The following is a 16,054-nucleotide window of genomic DNA, read 5'->3' on the forward strand; positions in this document are numbered from 1 at the left end:
CGGGATAAACAGCTGCGCATTATACCGAAGCCTTGGGTTTTCAGCAGCGGCATTGTCGGGCGCGGGCATGCTATATAAGGAAATGGCGAAGCGCGCGGCGGGCGCTCGGCGCCGGATTTCCGGTTGCCCCGGTCCTCCGTGCTTGTTACCATCACACATCAATTGAGCAGTTGCGCCAAATATATATAGCGAGGAAACCATGAGCGATCTTATTCACCACGTAAGCGATGACAGTTTCGATAACGATGTGCTGAAAGCCGACCTGCCGGTGCTGGTCGACTACTGGGCCGAGTGGTGTGGTCCGTGCAAGATGATCGCTCCCATCCTGGACGAAGTGGCCAAGGAATACGAAGGCCGTCTGAAAGTGGTCAAGCTGAACATCGACCAGAACGAGCTGACGCCGCCGAAATTCGGCATCCGCGGCATCCCGACGCTGATGATTTTCAAGGATGGCCAAGTGGCCGCCACCAAGGTGGGGGCGCTGGCCAAGAGCCAGTTGACCGCCTTCGTTGACAGCCAACTGTAAAGCGTCTATTCTCCAGCAAAATCTCAAAACGGGTAGCGATTGACGCGTTGCCCGTTCCATTTTTTACGCCACCCTCCGAATTCAGCGTTCCGCTAAATCGTTACCGAGTCGACCTACGGCTGCTATGCACTTATCTGATCTAAAACATCTTCATGTTTCCGAACTCGTTGAAATGGCCATTTCCAACGAGATCGACGGGGCCAACCGACTGCGCAAGCAGGACTTGATCTTCGCGTTGTTGAAAAACCAGGCCAAAAAAGGCGAAAGCATTTTTGGCGAAGGTACCCTGGAAGTGCTGCCGGATGGTTTCGGTTTCCTGCGCAGCCCGGACACCTCCTACCTGGCCGGCCCGGATGACATCTACGTCAGCCCGTCGCAGATTCGTCGCTTCAACCTGCATACCGGCGATTCGATCGAAGGCGAGATCCGCACCCCGAAGGATGGCGAACGCTATTTCGCGCTGGTCAAAGTGGACAAGGTCAACGGCGAGGCGCCGGAGAACTCCAAGCACAAGATTCTGTTCGAGAACCTGACGCCGCTGTTCCCCACCGAGCAGTTCAAGCTGGAACGCGAGATTCGCGCCGAGGAAAACATCACCGGCCGCATCATCGACCTGATCTCGCCGATCGGCAAGGGTCAGCGCGGCCTGCTGGTGGCACCGCCCAAGTCCGGCAAGACCGTGATGCTGCAGCACATCGCTCACGCCATCACCGCCAATCACCCGGAAGCGGTGCTGATCGTGCTGCTGATCGACGAACGCCCGGAAGAAGTGACCGAGATGCAACGCTCGGTCAAGGGCGAAGTGGTGTCCTCCACCTTCGACGAGCCGGCCACCCGCCACGTGCAAGTAGCCGAGATGGTGATCGAGAAGGCCAAGCGCCTGGTGGAACACAAGAAGGACGTGGTGATCCTGCTGGATTCCATCACCCGTCTGGCGCGCGCCTACAACACCGTGGTGCCGGCCTCCGGCAAGGTGCTGACCGGTGGCGTGGACGCCAACGCGCTGCAGCGCCCGAAGCGCTTCTTCGGCGCTGCGCGCAATGTGGAAGAGGGCGGCAGCCTGACCATCATCGCCACCGCGCTGATCGATACCGGCAGCCGCATGGACGATGTGATCTACGAGGAATTCAAGGGCACCGGCAACAGCGAAATCCATCTGGAACGCCGCATGGCCGAGAAGCGCATCTTCCCGGCGCTGAACATCAACCGTTCCGGCACCCGCCGCGAAGAGTTGCTGATTCCGCAGGACCAGCTGCAACGCATCTGGGTGCTGCGCAAGCTGCTCTACCCGATGGATGATCTGGAGGCGATGGAATTCCTGCAGGACAAGATCAAGGCCACCAAGTCGAACCAGCAATTCTTCGACTCGATGCGCCGCTGAGCGGAAATGCTCACAAGGATGCCAGGCTACCAGCCTGGCATTTTTTTTGTCCATCTCGCAGCAAGTGGGAGTTTTTTGTTAAAAGCCGTGGCGGCGGTGCCTGCGCGGCCGCGCTTTGGCCTAAGATGGAGCAATGGCGCCGCTGCTCATAATCATTGGACGGCGCGGACGGGCAGGGGACAACAATATGTGGTCGATGGAGGCGGGAGAGGCTGCCGACTGGATTAGCGGTCGGCTGTCCGGCTATGACTTTACCGGCAGGGTGGGCGATTTGAGTTACCGTCCGGCCGATGACGGGTTGCGGCCAGCGGCGGTGCTGGTGCCGCTGGTGTGGCGGCTGGAGGGGCCAACTGTATTGCTGACCCGGCGCGCGGAAAACCTGCCGGCGCATGGCGGCCAGGTCAGTTTTCCCGGCGGCAAGCTGGAGCGGGAGGATGGCTCGGCCGAGCGCGCCGCGCTGCGCGAAACCTGGGAGGAAACCGGGCTGGAGGCCGGCCGCGTCCGCCTGCTGGGGAGGCTGCCCGATTATGTGACGATCACCGGCTTCGTGGTCACGCCGGTGGTGGGCATGGTGCTGCCGCCGTTCGAACTGCATCCGGAGCCGGGGGAAGTGGCCGAGGTGTTCGAGGCGCCGCTGCCGTTGCTGATGGATACCGGCGCCTACCAGCGCCACAGCCATCGCGGTGACGATGGCCAATTGCGTGCCTATATGTCGCTGGATTGGCAGCGCCACCGAATCTGGGGCGCCACCGCGGCGATGTTGTGGCTGCTGGCCGACGCGTTGGGCGTGGCCGGGCAGGACGCGCCGCCGTTCAGATCATGTCCAGATCGTTGAACAGGATGTTGCGGCCGGCGACCTTGGCCTCGTAAAGCAGGCGGTCGGCGCGCGCCAGCATCAATTCCGGCGTGTCGTGCGGGCGCCAGTCGGTCAGCCCGCCGCTGAAGGTCACGCTCTGGTCCACCAGCGGGAAGCGGGTCTGGCTCAGCACCACCTGCACCCGTTCCATCACCTTCTGCGCATCGCGCAAGCGGGTGCAGGGGAAAATCACCAGGAATTCCTCGCCGCCGACCCGCGCGCAGATGTCGGTGTTGCGCGTGGTGTCGGTCAGCGCATTGGCCACCGCCACCAGCACATTGTCGCCGGCCTGGTGACCATGGCGGTCGTTGAATTGTTTGAAGTGGTCGATATCGAACACCGCGATGGTCATGGACTGGCCATAGCGTTCGCAGCGGCTGATCTCGTCTTTCAGCATCATGTCGGCGTAGCGCCGGTTGTACAAATGGGTCAGCGGATCGGTGGCGGCCATTTCGCTCAACTGCTGATTGCTTTCCTGCAATTGCTGTTCCAACTGCTTGCGCGAGGAAATGTCGTAGAGCGCCACCAGGGTGGACGGCGGCGAGCGCTCACCCAGCGGGCGCAGCGAGACAATCACCCAGAGCCGGCTCTGATCTTCCAGCTCCAGCTCGATCTCCTGGCTTTCTATCTCCCTGCCGGCTTCCAGCCACTGCTCCAGAGGCTGCAGCCGGAACGGCAGATTGAGGATGTCGGAATCCTCCTTGGTGTCGGGCGCGCGTGGCGGCAGTTGCAGCATTGCGCGCGCCAGCGCGTTGCCGCGCTGTATGCGCCGGGTTCTGGGGTTGACCAGCAGCAGAGCCAGCGGCGCGGTGTCCAGGATCAGCTTGGCCTCTTCCTCGCTCTGGCGGATCAGGTCGGTACTGCGGCTCAGCAGTGCATGCTGACGCAGATTGGACAGGTAGTTGCGCAGCGCCAGCAGCGTCATGCCGGCGATGAACAGCCAACCCAGCAGCGCCAGCACGGCTTTTTCCTGCACGGTGCGGGTGAAGTCCTTGCGGGCGATGCCTACCGCGACCTGGAAGGGGTAGCGGCCGGTCTGGCTCTGACTGTAGAGCCGGGTGGCGCCGTCGACATTGGACGGGGCGCTGAATTGTGCCTGAGCGCCATCGCGGCTGAACAGCTTGCTGGGTTGCAGCGGGCGGAGCTGCTGCTCCAGCCCCTTGGGCGGCTTGGGCCAGCGCGCCACCATCAACTGGCGCTGGTCCAACACCAGAATTTCGCCGTGCTCGCCGACGGTGACGCGCGAAACCTCGTCCTGGAAGAAATTGCTGGCGATGACGCCGGTGGCCATGCCGATGACGTTGCCTTCGTCGTCGCGCAGCTTGCTGGCCAGCGCGATGCCGTGCTGCTCGGGATTGTGCTGGGCCGCGGTGTAGTTGTTTTCCGGGTTTTCATTGCGGTGCAGCCAGCGGCAGAACTCATTGTGCGGCTGGCGTACCTGATTGGCCTGGCGGCTGGTGAAGATGGCCTGGCAGGCGCTGTCTATGATTTCTATCTGGCTCAGATAGGGCGCCAGCTGCAGTTGCAGCTGCAGCTGCTGGAACAGCTTCTGCTGTTCGCTCTCGCTGCTTTTTCCGGTGTGCAGCAGCGTCTGCACTTGCGGCAGCTGGCCGCTGCTTTGCAGGATCAGGCCGGCTTCGCTGATGCCGGCGGCCAGGCGTTCCGCCAGCAGCTGGCTGAGGCCGCTGGCCTGCCGCAGCGCGTTCTCCTCCTCCTGGCGGTAGGTGTTGAGCAATTCCAGGCCCACCATGGCCAGCGTGCCGAACAAAAAGAGGATGGAACCCCAGATCGCGTAGCGGGCCGGGCGTTTGTTCCGTTTGCGGAGGTGGAAGTCCATGACGCTCGTGGTTGGGAGTTATGAACCCGTTATAGCGCTAGGCAAGCGGGGGCGACAGGGCGGCCCCGCCCGCGGTTCAGGTGAAGCGCATCGACAGATCGACGGCGCGGACGTCCTTGGTCAACTTGCCCACCGAAATGCGGTCGACGCCGGTTTCCGCGATCGCGCGCACGCTGTCGAAATCCACGCCGCCGGAGGCTTCCAATTGCGCGCGGCCGGCGCTGAGCGCCACCGCCGCCCGCATTTGCTCCAGCGACATATTGTCCAGCAGCACCAGCTTGGCGCCGTGGCTCAGCGCTTCGTCTAGCTGCTGCAACGTCTCCACCTCGATCTGCAGGCTGACCTCGGCCGGGGCCAGCCGCTGCGCGGCCTGCAGCGCGGCGGCGATGCCGCCGGCGGCCATGATGTGGTTTTCCTTGATCAGGATGCCGTCGAACAAGCCTATGCGCTGATTGTCGCCGCCGCCCACAGTCACCGCGTATTTTTGCGCCAGCCGCAGGCCGGGCATGGTTTTGCGGGTGTCCAGGATGCGGGAGCGGGTGCCAGCCACGGCATTGACGTAGCGGCGGGTTTCACTGGCGACGGCGGACAAGATCTGCAGGAAATTGAGCGCGGAGCGCTCCGCGGTCAGCAGCGCGCGCGCCGGGCCGGCGATACGGCACAACTCGTCGCCGGCGGCGAACTCGGCGCCTTCCGCCGCCAGCCATTCCACCCGGCAACGGGGGTCCACCTGGCGGAAGCATTCGTCGAACCAGGCCTGGCCGCACAGCGTGGCCGCCTCGCGCGCGATAACGCGCGCCGCGCCGTCCTCGCGTTCTGGAATCAGCTGGGCGGTCCAGTCGCAGCGGCCGATGTCTTCGGCCAGCGCGGCGGCGACCTGCTGGGCGATCAAGTGGTGGGCGGGCAGAACGGGCATACGGTGCTCTCCAAGAAAACGCCATTGTACCGAATGCGGCATCTTGGTGGCATGCGCTCTGGTATCATTCTGAATGGATAATTTGGCGACAGGTAGGCCATGGATTTGCCCGCACAGTTTTTCCCCGCAATCGCGCTTGGCGCAAGCAATGTCGCGGCGGCCGCCGTTTTGGCGCTGGCGGCGCGGCGAGTCGCCTGGCGCAGCCTGCCGCCGGCCGCCGGCAATGCCTGGATGGGCGCTTGCGTGCTGGCGCTGGCCTTGTGGTTGTTGCGCGGCGGCCTGGCGCCGGGGCTGTCCTTTCATCTGCTGGGCGCCGGGCTGTTCACCCTGATGATGGGGCCGTGGCTGGCGCTGTTGGCGCTGAGTCTGCCCTTGCTGGCCTTGGCGCTGGGCGGACAGGCCGACGCGGCGGCGCTGGGGATCAATTGGCTGACCATGGTGTTGCCGCCGGTGGCCCTGTCCGGCGCCGCGCTGCGCTTGAGCCAGCGCGCCTTGCCCAGCAATCTGTTCATCTATGTCTTCGTCAACGGCTTTCTCGCCGGCGGCGCCGGCATGTTCGCCGCCGGCCTGAGCGGCCTGCTGGCGCTGGGTCTGGCCGGCGCCTATCCATGGGACCAGTTGCTGGAGGAAACGCTGCCGTTCTATTTTTTATTATCGTGGTCGGAGGCGTTCACCACCGGCTTGCTGGCGGCGGTGCTGGTGGTGTACCGGCCCGCCTGGATGTCGACGTTTGACGATGGCCGTTACCTTGGGCGCCGCCGCCGCGCGCCTTGATAGATGGACATTTGGAGGAGAGTGTTATGTCGTTTGCGTTATGGAGCATCTTGTTGGCGGCGCTGCTGCCGCTGATCTGGGCCGGAGTGGCCAAGGCCGGTTCGCGCGTGGATAACCACAAGCCGCGCGAAGCGATGGCACAGGTCGGCGGCTACCGGCAGCGCGCCAACTGGGCGCAGCAGAATGCCTGGGAGGCGTTTCCGACCTATGCCTCCGCGGTGCTGGTGGGCTGGGGAATGCATGTGCCGCCGGCCTTCCTGAATCTCGCCGCCGCGGTGTTCATCGCGGCGCGGATCGCCCATGGCCTGCTGTATCTGGCCGATCAGGCGAGCTTGCGCTCGCTGTCCTGGTTGATCGGCTTGCTGACGGTGGTGGCGATCTTCTGCAAGGCCGGCGGTCTGTTCTAGCTTTAGAGCCTGTTCAAAGGCGCGCGAGCAAGAGCGAGAAAAGGCGAAAACAGCTGAGGAAGCGGAGTTTACAAGTAGTAAATGAGCATTCCGAAGCGGTACTCACTGTGCCACGTCTCACGAAGCGCAGCAGACTTTGAACAGGTTTGTTAGACGGTTTCCAGCCAGCCGTTGGCGCGCAGCGCGGCCTGCACCTGGTCCAGGCCCTTGGTGTGGAAGGCCTGCCAGCCGGCGCGGCGGGCGGCGTCCACGCATTCGATATTGTCATCGAAAAAGGCGATGCGTTCCGCCGCGACGTCCAGTTCGCGCTGCACGTGTTGGTAGACCGCGGCATCGGGCTTGCGCAGGCCGATCAGATGGGAGGCGAACAAGCGCTCGAAATGGTGCAACAGGCCGAACTCGCGTTCGATCTTGTCCCAGTGCAGCGCATTATTGTTGCTGAGCACCGCCAGCCGGTGCCGTTTGGCCAACTGGCCCAGCATTTCATCGGCGCCGGGGAAGGCGCCTTGCAGCCAGCTGTCCAGTTGCGCGGTCATCTCCGCAGCGTCCATGTCCAGCCCCAGGCTGTCCGCCATCGCGGCGCTGAACGCTTCCGGCGTGCAGGCGCCAGTGTCCAGTTTGGCGATCCACGGAGTATTCATCCAGAACAGCCTGGCCTGCTCGCTGTCCAGCTTGCCATTGGACAGCTTCACCAAGGGGTTGATGCCGTCCCAGTCCACCAGTACCCCGCCCAGATCAAACACCAGTATGTCGACAGAAGAGTTCATTGTGCCTCGCTTGCTTGAACGCCGGCGCGCTTGCGCGCGACGGTTTATAGAATGATGGGCTCCGGCTCCAGTTCCACGCCAAAGCGCAGTTTGACCTCGGCGCGAACCTTGGCGGCCAGCGCGCGCATCTGTTCGCCGCTGGCGGCGCCGTAGTTGACCAGCACCAGCGCCTGGCGCGCGTGCACGCCGGCGTCGCCGTTGCGATGGCCCTTGAGCCCGCATTGATCGATCAGCCAGCCGGCGGCCAGCTTGGTCTTGCCGTCGGCGGCCGGGTAGTGCGGCAGCGCCGGATGGCGTTCCAGCAGCGCTTGCGCCTGTTCCGTCGGCACCACGGGGTTTTTGAAGAAGCTGCCGGCATTGCCCAGTTGGGCCGGATTGGGCAGCTTGCTGGAGCGGATGCGGACCACGGCGGCGCTGACGTCGAGCGGCGTGGGCGTGGTGACGCCGGCTGCGGCCAGTTCCTGTTGGATGTCGCCGTAGCCGGTGCGCAGGCGCGGCGCGCGCGACAGGCGGAAACGCACCGCGACGACCAGCAGCCGGCCGGCGGCCTCGTGCTTGAACACGCTGTCGCGGTAGCCGAAGCGGCACTCGGCGGCGGAAAGCGTCAGCGGCGCGCCGCCGTTTTCAAGATCGGCGCAGATCACCTGGTGGATGTGGTCCTTGACCTCGACACCGTAGGCGCCGATGTTCTGGATCGGGCTGGCGCCGACGGTGCCGGGAATCAGGCTCAGATTCTCCAGGCCGTAGCAGCCCTGCTCCAGGGTGTGCAGCACGAAGGCATGCCAGTTTTCGCCGGCGGCGGCCTCGACGATCACTTCATCGCCGTTCTGTTCCAGCAAGCGGATGCCGCGGAGGGCCAATTTGACCACCAGTCCGGGGTAGTCGCGAGTGAACAGCAGATTGCTGCCGCCGCCCAGCCACAGCACCGGGCCGGCTTGATAGGCCGGGCTGGCCAGCAGCGCCGGCAGCTCGGCCAGCGTGTCCAGCTGGCAAAAATCACGCGCGCGCACGTCCATGCCGAAGGTGTTCAGCGGCTTGAGCGGATAGTCGTGGCAGAAGGTCAGGCTCATGGCGCCGGTTCCGTTTGAAGTTGTCGATGCAGGCGGCGGCGGCTTTCGCCCGCCAGATAGCGGGTCAGGAACAGAGCGGCCACGCTCAGGCTGATCACCAGCGCGGTCCAGAAACCGAACACGCCCATGGGTTTTGGGGTCAGCCAGTCGGTGAGGCCCAGGGTGATGCCCAGGCCCAGGCCGACGCACCAGAACGACAGGATGTGAATGATCATCGGCACCGTGGTCAGCTTGTAGCCGCGCAGCGCGCCGGAGGCGATGGTTTGGGCCGCGTCGGTCAATTGATAGACGGCGGCGAACAGCAGCAGGGTGGCGCCCATCGCGATCACGCGCGAGTCCGGCGTGTACATGCGCATGATGGGCTCGCGGAACAGCAGCACCACCAGCATCGCGCAGAAGGCCATGCTCAGACCCAGCAACAGGCCTACGCCGGAGCTGAAGCGGGCGGCGCGATAGTCGCCGGCGCCGACATGGTGGCCGACGCGCACCGACATCGCGGTGGCCACGCTCTGCGGCAGCATATAGATGATGCTGGAAAAATTGAGCACTGATTGATGGGTGGCCACCACCACCGTGCCCAGCTCTGCGATCAGCAGCGCGATGAAGGAGAACAGGCTGACTTCGACGAAGAAGGACAGGCCGATAGGCACGCCCAGCTTCAGAAAGCCGCGGTACATGCGCCAGTCCGGGCCGCGCAGCCGCTCCAGCAGCCGGAACTGGCGGAAGTTGCGGTGCCAGCTGACATAGGCGAGCAGCGCCAGGCAATTGAACCAGAACACGATGCCGGTGGCCCAGCCGCAGCCGGCGCCGCCCAGCTTGGGCAGGCCGAACAGGCCGTGGATCAGGATGTAGTTGAGCGGTATGTTCAGCGCCAGCGCCAGCAGGCTGACCACCATGATGGCCTTGGGCCGGCCCAGGCTGGACGCGTAGGCGTGCAGCGCGCGGTGGGTCATCGCCGCCGGCATGCCCACGGCGGCGCCGGTGATGAACAGCATCACCTTGTCGATGACTTCCGGCGGCAGGTGCAGCCACAGCCGCAGCGCCGGTTCCAGCGCCACCATCATCGCCGCGCCGAGGAGGCCGATCAGCAGGCCGAACCACAGGCCCTGACGCGCGGTGTCTTTGAACTTGTCGTGCTCGCCGGCGCCCAGCTGGTGAGCGAGGATGGGGTTGAGCGCGGTGACGATGCCCATCAGCGTGACGTAGAAGGTGATGAACACGCTGGCGCCCAGCGAGACGGCGGCCAGGTCGTCGGTGCTGACGCGGCCGGCCATCACGGTGTCGACGAAGGCGGTGGCGACCTGGGCGATCTGGGCGATCATCATCGGCAGCGCCAGCCGGCTGATTTGACGGGCTTCCTGCAGCACGGCCCCGCGCGGGGCGCGATTGATTTCAAACAGCATGGGAGTAGGGCTGAAATGGCACGGAGAACTGGCCATTATACCGGCTGAGGGGCGAGCTTGTCTTTGCCGCGCCATGACAATGGGGCGGCATGGTGTGTGCCGGGAACGCAGGGCGCTCCCGGCGGCGCGGGAGCGCTCGAGACGGAATCAGAAACGCGCGGGCGGATCGCGGCGCAGATCGCAGCTGATCAACAATTCACCGCCAAAGCGGGCATTGATGTTCAGCGCGTCCAGCAGCGAAATGTCCTGCACGGTCAGATGCTCGCCGTTGCGGTCCAGTTCATAGCCCAGCTCATGGGCGAAATCCGCCAGCTGCTGCAGGGCGGGGGCATCGGTCGGCGTGAGCGGCGAGGCGCTCAGGCTGCCGCAAAGGGGGCGAGGTCTTCCCACGGCGTCGAAATTGGCAAAAGAGAAATCGGTATAGCTATCTTGCAGGCAGTCGTACATGGCGGTTCTCCAGTCGGGTCGCGGTTGGCGCGCCGGTTCTGGGGTATCCGCCGGCGACGCTTTAGCAGGATTTTTGGGCGCCCTGCAAGTTGTCATTAACTCGGCGCCTGCCGCGCTTGCCCCGGTGTCGGGGAAACGCGGCGCATGCATCAATCCGCAGCGATTGTCCGCTTAACTGCCTATGCCGGAAAAACAAAACCCGCCGGCGACTAAGAGCGCAAGCGGGTTTACCGGTTTTACGCTTTAGCTGGCATTTGTTAAGCGCCCGCAAGCTGTGTCAAATCGGCGCATGAACGTCAATCTATGCCTTTGCTTTTGGGCTGTCAACGATTTTGTGCGGCGTCGTAGCCGCGCCAATCGGCCAGCCAGCCGCGCCAGTGCGCGTGCGGCAACGCGGCGGCGGCGGCGCGCAGGCTTTGCTGCCAGTTCAGGTGGGCGGCCTGATCGAGCGCGCCGTCTATCCATTGCTGGCGCAGCCATAGCAGATGGCAGCTGGCGGCCTGGCGCGCATTGTGGTCGGAAAGCGCCTGGCTGTCGCCGGCGCGATACAGCTCCCAGCGACGCGGACCGTTGAGGTCGGCCTCGCCGGGCAGGCCGCACAGCCTGGCCAGTTCGCCCAGCGGCGTGGCCAACTCGGCATGGCCGCCGCTCAGCGCGTCGCTCAACGCGCAGTGCGAGGCGGCATCGGCCCCGTTGCGCAGTTGCTCCGCCAGCGGCAGGCCCAGCGCCAGCGCGCGATGGCGCAGCACCGGCAGTTCCAGCCGCGCGCCGTCCCAGCTGACCAGGCGCGCCCGGCTGTCGCGCAATAGCGTCAGCCAGTCGGCCAGCATCGCCGCCTCGTCCTTGGGATCGGCGGCGAGGCGCTGAATCACGCTCAGGCGTTCATCCTGTTGCAGCACGCCGGCGATGGCGACGACGCGGTGCAGATGGAAGGGCATGAAGTCGCTGCCGCTTTGGGCGCGACAGCGCTGCAGCACGAAGTCGGCGACGTCGGCTTCGCCGATTTCGCCATCCAGCTGATAGAGCTGGCGGATGGCTTGCACGTCGGGAATGGTCTGAATCTGAAAGCTGAGAGTTGGGAGCACGGCGGGAGTCTTGTTGAAGTCAGCGAACCGGCAGCGATTGTATGCCGATCGCCGGAGGGGGGCAATTGGCGGCCATGGATGTTGCATTGCGGCGGGATATGGCGGCGAATTGTATTTTCTGCGGAGAATAGGGATATAATCGCCGGCTTGACTACCTTATAGTCTTGCGAATTCCAAGGTGCTGTCGCCACCCGTTTTGCGGCGGCGCCGGGATGTGTGTTTCAGTCGATCGAGGCGCCGCGCGCCGCAGAGCCTGCTCTGCCTGCCGGGGTTGCATGGAACGGCGGGACGGCCTCCCGGCCCCGATGCCGCGCCAAAACCGGTGACGACAGCGTCTGATTCCAAGTCGACTATCTTTTCATAATGATCCGCAAGTTTATCCGTAAAGTACTGGACCTGCCCGCCGGCATGGGCAAGCGCCGCACCAAGGCGCGCGTGATTCCTCTGCCGCAGCACGGCATCCGCCGCGATCAGCTCAGCTCCGCTGCGCTGAAAGTCACCACCCGGCTGCAGGAGGCCGGCTTCGCCGCCTACGTGGTGGGCGGCGCGGTGCGCGATTTGATGCTGGGGGTGTCGCCCAAGGACTTCGACGTCGCCACCAACGCCACGCCGGAAGAAGTGCACCGGGTGTTCCGCCGTTCCCGCATCATCGGCCGGCGCTTCCGCATCGTCCACGTGATGATGGGGCAGGAGACCATCGAGGTGACCACCTTCCGCGGCGGTTCGGTTGACGACACCAATGAAACCGGCCGCATCATGGCCGACAACAGCTTCGGCAGCCAGGAAGAGGACGCGCACCGCCGCGATTTCACCGTGAATGCGCTGTTCTACGATCCGTCCGACGAAACCGTCATCGACTACCATCACGGCGTCAAGGATTTGCGCGCCGGCAAGCTGGTGATGATAGGTCAGCCGGCGCGCCGCTATCAGGAAGACCCGGTGCGCATGCTGCGCGCGGTGCGCCTGGCGGCCAAGCTGGGCTTCGAGATCGACGATGCCACCCGCAAGCCCATCCGCACCCACGCCCATCTGCTGAAGAAGGAGCCGCCGGCGCGCCTGTTCGACGAAATGCTCAAGCTGCTGATGTCGGGCCAGGCCTATGGCTGTCTGAAGAAGCTGCGCGAGGAAGGCATGGCGCGCGGCGTGTTCCCGCTGCTGGACGCGGTGATGGACGACAAGGGCGAGGACCTGTTCCTGAAGCTGGGCCTGGAGAGCACCGATCAGCGCATTCGCGCCGATAAGCCGGTATCGGTCGGTTTCCTGCTGGCCACCCTGTTGTGGAAGCAGGTGCACCAGCGCTGGCAGAAGCGCCTGAACGCCGGCGAGCGCCCGGTGTACGCGTTGTCGCAGGCGATTGCCGACGTCGAATCCGAACAGGACAACGATTTCGCCATTCCGCGCCGTTTCAGCGTGACCATGCGCGAAATCTGGATGCTGCAGTCGCGCTTCGACAGCCGCAGCGGCCAGCGCGCCTACCGTTTCCTGGAACAGCCGCGTTTCCGCGCCGCTTACGACTTCTTCGCGCTGCGCGGCGAAGCCGGCGAGGTGGACATGAAGCTGGTGTCCTGGTGGAATGACTTCCAGCGCGCCGACGAGGAAGAGCGCGAGCAACTGCTGGAAATCGCCAAGGCCAGCGGCGAGCCGGACCCGGCCAAGAAACGCCGCCGCCGCCGCCCGGCCAATCGCCGCAAGAGTGCCGGCGACGCGGGCGGAGAAGCCTAAGTGGCGCAAGCCTTCGTCGCGCTGGGCAGCAATCTAGAGCAGCCGGCGGCGCAGATCCGCGCCGCGCTGGACGCGATCGCCGCCTTGCCCGGCACCACGCTGACGCGGCCGTCTTCGCTGTACCGCACCGCGCCGGTGGGCTATGCCGACCAGCCCGATTTCATCAATGCCGTCGCGGAAATAGACACCGAGCTGGCGCCGCGCGAACTGCTGCGTCATCTGCTGGCGATCGAGGCCGAATTCGGCCGGGTGCGCACCTTCCGCAACGCGCCGCGGGTGTTGGACCTGGACCTGCTGCATTACAGCGGCGTCGAGCTGAGCGACGCCGACCTGACCCTGCCGCATCCGCGCATGCATTTGCGCGGCTTCGTGATGATTCCGCTGGCGGAAATCGCCCCCGATCTGACGCTGTCGGGCCTGGGTCCGGCCAGCGAACTGGCTGGCCGCCTGGCCGACCAGGGCGTGGAGCGTCTCGAAAACAACTAGCTAAGAGGAAGCGAGAGATGAGTCAATTGCGTTATGTCGTGGTCGAAGGGCCGATCGGCGCGGGCAAGTCCTCTCTGGCGCGCCGGCTATCGGAATACTGGGGCGTGCGCCTGCTGGCGGAAGACCCGGCCGCCAATCCTTTCCTGCCGCGCTTCTATCGCAATCTGCCGGCCCACGGCCTCTCGACCCAGCTGTCCTTCATGCTGCAACGCGCCGACATGGCCAAGAGCATGCTGGACGGTGAACTATTGGCCAGCCCGCTGGTGTCGGACTTCCTGTTCGAGAAGGACGCGCTGTTCGCCAAGATCAATCTGGACGAGGCCGAGCAGGCGTTGTACAAACGCCTGGCCGCGCTGGCGATGCCGGAGCATCCGGTGCCGGACCTGGTGATCTATCTGCAAGCGTCGGAAGAGAATCTGCTGAGCCGGGTGGCCGCGCGCGCCGCGGAGTACGAGGTGAATTTCCCCGAGGGCTATCTGAAGCGCGTGCATCAGGCCTATAGCGAGTTTTTCCACCAGTACGAGGCCGCGCCGCTATTGATCGTCAATACCGATCACCTGAACCTGGTGGAAGGCGACGAGGACTTCGAACTGCTGATCCGCTGCATCAGCGAAGCGCGCGGCCAGCGCAACTATTTCAACAAGAGCGTCTGAGCCGCCGCGCGTGATGCGCCCTGTCGGCTGATAGACGACTGAACGAGGAAGAACGGGCATGAAAATTACCGTTAATACCCTGCAGAAAATGGCGCAGGAAGGTCAGAAGATCGCGATGCTGACCTGTTACGACGCCAGCTTCGCCGCGCTGCTGGAACAGGCCGGCGTGGAAATCCTGCTGGTGGGGGATTCGCTGGGCATGGTGGTGCAGGGCATAGACTCCACGCTGCCGGTGGCCGAGGAGGAGATGCTCTACCATGTGCGCTGCGTGGCGCGCGGCGCCAAGCAGGCGATGGTGCTGGGCGACATGACCTTTGGCGCTTACCAGCAAAGCCCGCAGCAGGCGTTCGCGCACGCGGCGCGCATCATCCAGGCCGGCGCGCACATGGTCAAGCTGGAGGGCGGCGCTTATATGGCGGAAACCACCCGCTTCCTGGTGGAGCGCGGCATCCCGGTATGCGCCCATATCGGCCTGACCCCGCAGTTCGTCAACAGCTTTGGCGGCTACCGGGTGCAGGGCAAGAGCGAAGAGGACGCGCGCCGCATCGTCAACGACGCCAAGGCCCATGCCGAGGCCGGCGCCAGCCTGGTGCTGATGGAGTGCGTGCCGGCGGAACTGGCGCGCGAGATCACCGCTGCCATCGCCGCGCCCACCATAGGCATAGGCGCCGGCGTCGATGTGTCCGGCCAGGTGTTGGTGCTGCATGACATGCTGGGTGTCTATCCGGGCAAGAAAGCCCGCTTCGTCAAGGACTTCATGGCCGAGAACGCCAGCATCCAGGGCGCGGTGCAGGCTTATGTGCAGGCGGTGAAGGACAAGTCCTTCCCGGCGGCGGAACATACTTTCTGATCGGCGAACCCAGGACATAGCGCAATGGAAATCATCCGTACCGTCGCAGCGATGCGCGCCTGGCGTCGCCAGGCGGGCAAGCTCGCCTTCGTGCCCACCATGGGCAATCTGCATGCCGGCCATCTGGCCCTGGTCAAGGCGGCGCGCGAGCACGCCGACAAAGTGGTGGTCAGCATCTTCGTCAACCGGCTGCAATTTGGCCAGGGCGAAGATTTCGGCGCCTATCCGCGCACTTTCGACGCCGATTGCGACAAGCTGCGCGCCGCCGGCGTGGACGCCTTGTTCTTCCCCGAGGAGCAAGAGTTGTATCCGCGCGTGCGCCAGGACTTCAATGTGGAACCGCCGAATATTCAGAACGAGCTGTGCGGCGCCTTCCGGCCCGGCCATTTCCGCGGCGTCGCCACCGTGGTGACCAAGTTGTTCAATATCGTGCAGCCGGACCTGGCTTGTTTCGGCAAGAAGGACTTCCAGCAGCTGCACGTGATCCGCGCGATGGTCGACGACCTGAATTCGCCGATCGAGATCGTGCCGGTGGATACCGGCCGCGCCTACGACGGCCTGGCGCTGTCCTCGCGCAACGGCTATCTGAGCGCGGAAGAGCGCGCCGAAGCGCCGCGCTTGTACTGCAATCTGACGCGGCTGCAGCAGCGGCTGCAGGATGGCGACAATGATTACGCGACGCTGGAGCAGGGCGCGCGCGACGATCTGGCCCAGGCGGGCTGGACCGTGGATTACGTGGAAATCCGCCAGGCCGATACCCTGGCGGTGGCGCACGCCGGCGAAAAACGCCTGGTCGTGCTGGCGGCCGCGCGCCTGGGGCGCACTCGGCTGATCGACAACATCGAAGTGTTCCGCTGAACAGCGGATCAAGGAC

General features: G+C 64.6%; 17 protein-coding genes. 10 read left to right on the forward strand and 7 right to left on the reverse strand.

Annotated features, from left to right (window positions below; all coding sequences use genetic code 11):
• Positions 1-199: 199 nt before the first annotated feature.
• From trxA to ACE3QM_RS15535, 3 genes are all read left to right on the forward strand, one after another.
• Positions 200-526, forward strand: coding sequence for a thioredoxin TrxA (gene trxA, locus ACE3QM_RS15525; RefSeq protein ID WP_231464158.1), 327 nt, complete (start codon positions 200-202; stop codon positions 524-526).
• 124 nt (positions 527-650) lie between these two features.
• Entirely contained in the window at positions 651-1,907 is a 1,257-nt protein-coding gene (rho, locus tag ACE3QM_RS15530) for a transcription termination factor Rho (RefSeq protein ID WP_048407862.1), read from the forward strand.
• A gap of 187 nt (positions 1,908-2,094) precedes the next feature.
• Complete coding sequence (locus ACE3QM_RS15535; protein WP_048407863.1) at positions 2,095-2,742, forward strand: CoA pyrophosphatase; 648 nt, start codon at positions 2,095-2,097, stop codon at positions 2,740-2,742.
• Here the strand turns inward: ACE3QM_RS15535 and ACE3QM_RS15540 are convergent.
• Positions 2,720-4,600, reverse strand: coding sequence for a diguanylate cyclase (locus ACE3QM_RS15540; RefSeq protein ID WP_374423115.1), 1,881 nt, complete (start codon positions 4,598-4,600; stop codon positions 2,720-2,722). The genes ACE3QM_RS15535 and ACE3QM_RS15540 overlap by 23 nt on opposite strands.
• Before the next feature lie 76 nt (positions 4,601-4,676).
• Positions 4,677-5,516 carry a carboxylating nicotinate-nucleotide diphosphorylase gene (gene nadC / locus ACE3QM_RS15545; RefSeq protein ID WP_374423117.1) on the reverse strand — a complete coding sequence of 280 codons (840 nt, stop codon included), beginning with the start codon at positions 5,514-5,516 and terminating at the stop codon, positions 4,677-4,679.
• A 99-nt stretch (positions 5,517-5,615) separates the two neighbouring features.
• Here nadC and ACE3QM_RS15550 point away from each other — a divergent pair, with 99 nt between their 5' ends.
• On the forward strand, positions 5,616-6,290 hold the full coding sequence (locus tag ACE3QM_RS15550; protein ID WP_374423120.1) for an energy-coupling factor ABC transporter permease: 675 nt from the start codon (positions 5,616-5,618) through the stop codon (positions 6,288-6,290).
• Positions 6,291-6,316: 26 nt separating this feature from the next.
• On the forward strand, positions 6,317-6,697 hold the full coding sequence (locus ACE3QM_RS15555; RefSeq protein WP_374423122.1) for an MAPEG family protein: 381 nt from the start codon (positions 6,317-6,319) through the stop codon (positions 6,695-6,697).
• Between the two features lie 149 nt (positions 6,698-6,846).
• Here the strand turns inward: ACE3QM_RS15555 and ACE3QM_RS15560 are convergent, their stop codons facing one another.
• The 5 genes from ACE3QM_RS15560 to ACE3QM_RS15580 form a co-directional block, all read right to left on the reverse strand.
• Complete coding sequence (locus tag ACE3QM_RS15560) at positions 6,847-7,464, reverse strand: HAD family hydrolase (RefSeq protein WP_374423124.1); 618 nt, start codon at positions 7,462-7,464, stop codon at positions 6,847-6,849.
• A gap of 44 nt (positions 7,465-7,508) precedes the next feature.
• Entirely contained in the window at positions 7,509-8,534 is a 1,026-nt protein-coding gene (gene murB / locus ACE3QM_RS15565) for a UDP-N-acetylmuramate dehydrogenase (RefSeq protein WP_374423126.1), read from the reverse strand.
• Entirely contained in the window at positions 8,531-9,937 is a 1,407-nt protein-coding gene (locus ACE3QM_RS15570; RefSeq protein WP_374423130.1) for an MATE family efflux transporter, read from the reverse strand. The genes murB and ACE3QM_RS15570 overlap by 4 nt, the downstream gene beginning before the upstream one ends.
• Positions 9,938-10,084: 147 nt before the next feature.
• On the reverse strand, positions 10,085-10,384 hold the full coding sequence (locus ACE3QM_RS15575) for a hypothetical protein (RefSeq protein ID WP_048407870.1): 300 nt from the start codon (positions 10,382-10,384) through the stop codon (positions 10,085-10,087).
• Positions 10,385-10,707: 323 nt separating this feature from the next.
• A complete protein-coding gene (locus ACE3QM_RS15580) occupies positions 10,708-11,469 on the reverse strand; it encodes a hypothetical protein (RefSeq protein WP_374423132.1) in 762 nt (253 codons plus the stop codon).
• Between the two features lie 363 nt (positions 11,470-11,832).
• Between ACE3QM_RS15580 and pcnB the strand changes: the two genes are divergently transcribed.
• The 5 genes from pcnB to panC are packed head-to-tail and all read left to right on the forward strand — an operon-like array spanning position 11,833 to position 16,038.
• Positions 11,833-13,191 (forward strand): polynucleotide adenylyltransferase PcnB, encoded by a 1,359-nt coding sequence (gene pcnB / locus ACE3QM_RS15585; RefSeq protein ID WP_048407872.1) that lies wholly within the window; start codon positions 11,833-11,835, stop codon positions 13,189-13,191.
• On the forward strand, positions 13,192-13,677 hold the full coding sequence (folK, locus tag ACE3QM_RS15590) for a 2-amino-4-hydroxy-6-hydroxymethyldihydropteridine diphosphokinase (RefSeq protein ID WP_374423134.1): 486 nt from the start codon (positions 13,192-13,194) through the stop codon (positions 13,675-13,677).
• A 17-nt stretch (positions 13,678-13,694) separates the two neighbouring features.
• Positions 13,695-14,330, forward strand: a complete 636-nt coding sequence (locus ACE3QM_RS15595) for a deoxynucleoside kinase (protein ID WP_048407874.1) — start codon at positions 13,695-13,697, stop codon at positions 14,328-14,330.
• Positions 14,331-14,388: 58 nt separating this feature from the next.
• Positions 14,389-15,180: a 3-methyl-2-oxobutanoate hydroxymethyltransferase gene (panB, locus tag ACE3QM_RS15600; RefSeq protein WP_048407875.1), complete on the forward strand. Its 792-nt coding sequence runs from the start codon at positions 14,389-14,391 to the stop codon at positions 15,178-15,180.
• A 24-nt stretch (positions 15,181-15,204) separates the two neighbouring features.
• Positions 15,205-16,038 carry a pantoate--beta-alanine ligase gene (gene panC, locus ACE3QM_RS15605; RefSeq protein ID WP_374423137.1) on the forward strand — a complete coding sequence of 278 codons (834 nt, stop codon included), beginning with the start codon at positions 15,205-15,207 and terminating at the stop codon, positions 16,036-16,038.
• The last annotated feature ends 16 nt before the right edge of the window (positions 16,039-16,054 follow it).

The organism is Chromobacterium sp. (genome assembly GCF_041912965.1).
GTDB lineage: Bacteria > Pseudomonadota > Gammaproteobacteria > Burkholderiales > Chromobacteriaceae > Chromobacterium > Chromobacterium aquaticum.

What these genes read in the sequence shown, in the direction of transcription:
- pcnB (WP_048407872.1), top strand. Translation starts at nt 11,833, where the DNA reads ATGATCCGCAAGTTTATCCGTAAAGTACTGGACCTGCCCGCCGGCATG.
- ACE3QM_RS15570 (WP_374423130.1), bottom strand. Translation starts at nt 9,937, where the DNA reads ATGCTGTTTGAAATCAATCGCGCCCCGCGCGGGGCCGTGCTGCAGGAA.
- ACE3QM_RS15575 (WP_048407870.1), bottom strand. Translation starts at nt 10,384, where the DNA reads ATGTACGACTGCCTGCAAGATAGCTATACCGATTTCTCTTTTGCCAAT.
- ACE3QM_RS15560 (WP_374423124.1), bottom strand. Translation starts at nt 7,464, where the DNA reads ATGAACTCTTCTGTCGACATACTGGTGTTTGATCTGGGCGGGGTACTG.
- ACE3QM_RS15555 (WP_374423122.1), top strand. Translation starts at nt 6,317, where the DNA reads ATGTCGTTTGCGTTATGGAGCATCTTGTTGGCGGCGCTGCTGCCGCTG.
- rho (WP_048407862.1), top strand. Translation starts at nt 651, where the DNA reads ATGCACTTATCTGATCTAAAACATCTTCATGTTTCCGAACTCGTTGAA.
- ACE3QM_RS15540 (WP_374423115.1), bottom strand. Translation starts at nt 4,600, where the DNA reads ATGGACTTCCACCTCCGCAAACGGAACAAACGCCCGGCCCGCTACGCG.
- ACE3QM_RS15595 (WP_048407874.1), top strand. Translation starts at nt 13,695, where the DNA reads ATGAGTCAATTGCGTTATGTCGTGGTCGAAGGGCCGATCGGCGCGGGC.
- nadC (WP_374423117.1), bottom strand. Translation starts at nt 5,516, where the DNA reads ATGCCCGTTCTGCCCGCCCACCACTTGATCGCCCAGCAGGTCGCCGCC.
- panC (WP_374423137.1), top strand. Translation starts at nt 15,205, where the DNA reads ATGGAAATCATCCGTACCGTCGCAGCGATGCGCGCCTGGCGTCGCCAG.
- murB (WP_374423126.1), bottom strand. Translation starts at nt 8,534, where the DNA reads ATGAGCCTGACCTTCTGCCACGACTATCCGCTCAAGCCGCTGAACACC.
- ACE3QM_RS15535 (WP_048407863.1), top strand. Translation starts at nt 2,095, where the DNA reads ATGTGGTCGATGGAGGCGGGAGAGGCTGCCGACTGGATTAGCGGTCGG.
- ACE3QM_RS15550 (WP_374423120.1), top strand. Translation starts at nt 5,616, where the DNA reads ATGGATTTGCCCGCACAGTTTTTCCCCGCAATCGCGCTTGGCGCAAGC.
- panB (WP_048407875.1), top strand. Translation starts at nt 14,389, where the DNA reads ATGAAAATTACCGTTAATACCCTGCAGAAAATGGCGCAGGAAGGTCAG.
- trxA (WP_231464158.1), top strand. Translation starts at nt 200, where the DNA reads ATGAGCGATCTTATTCACCACGTAAGCGATGACAGTTTCGATAACGAT.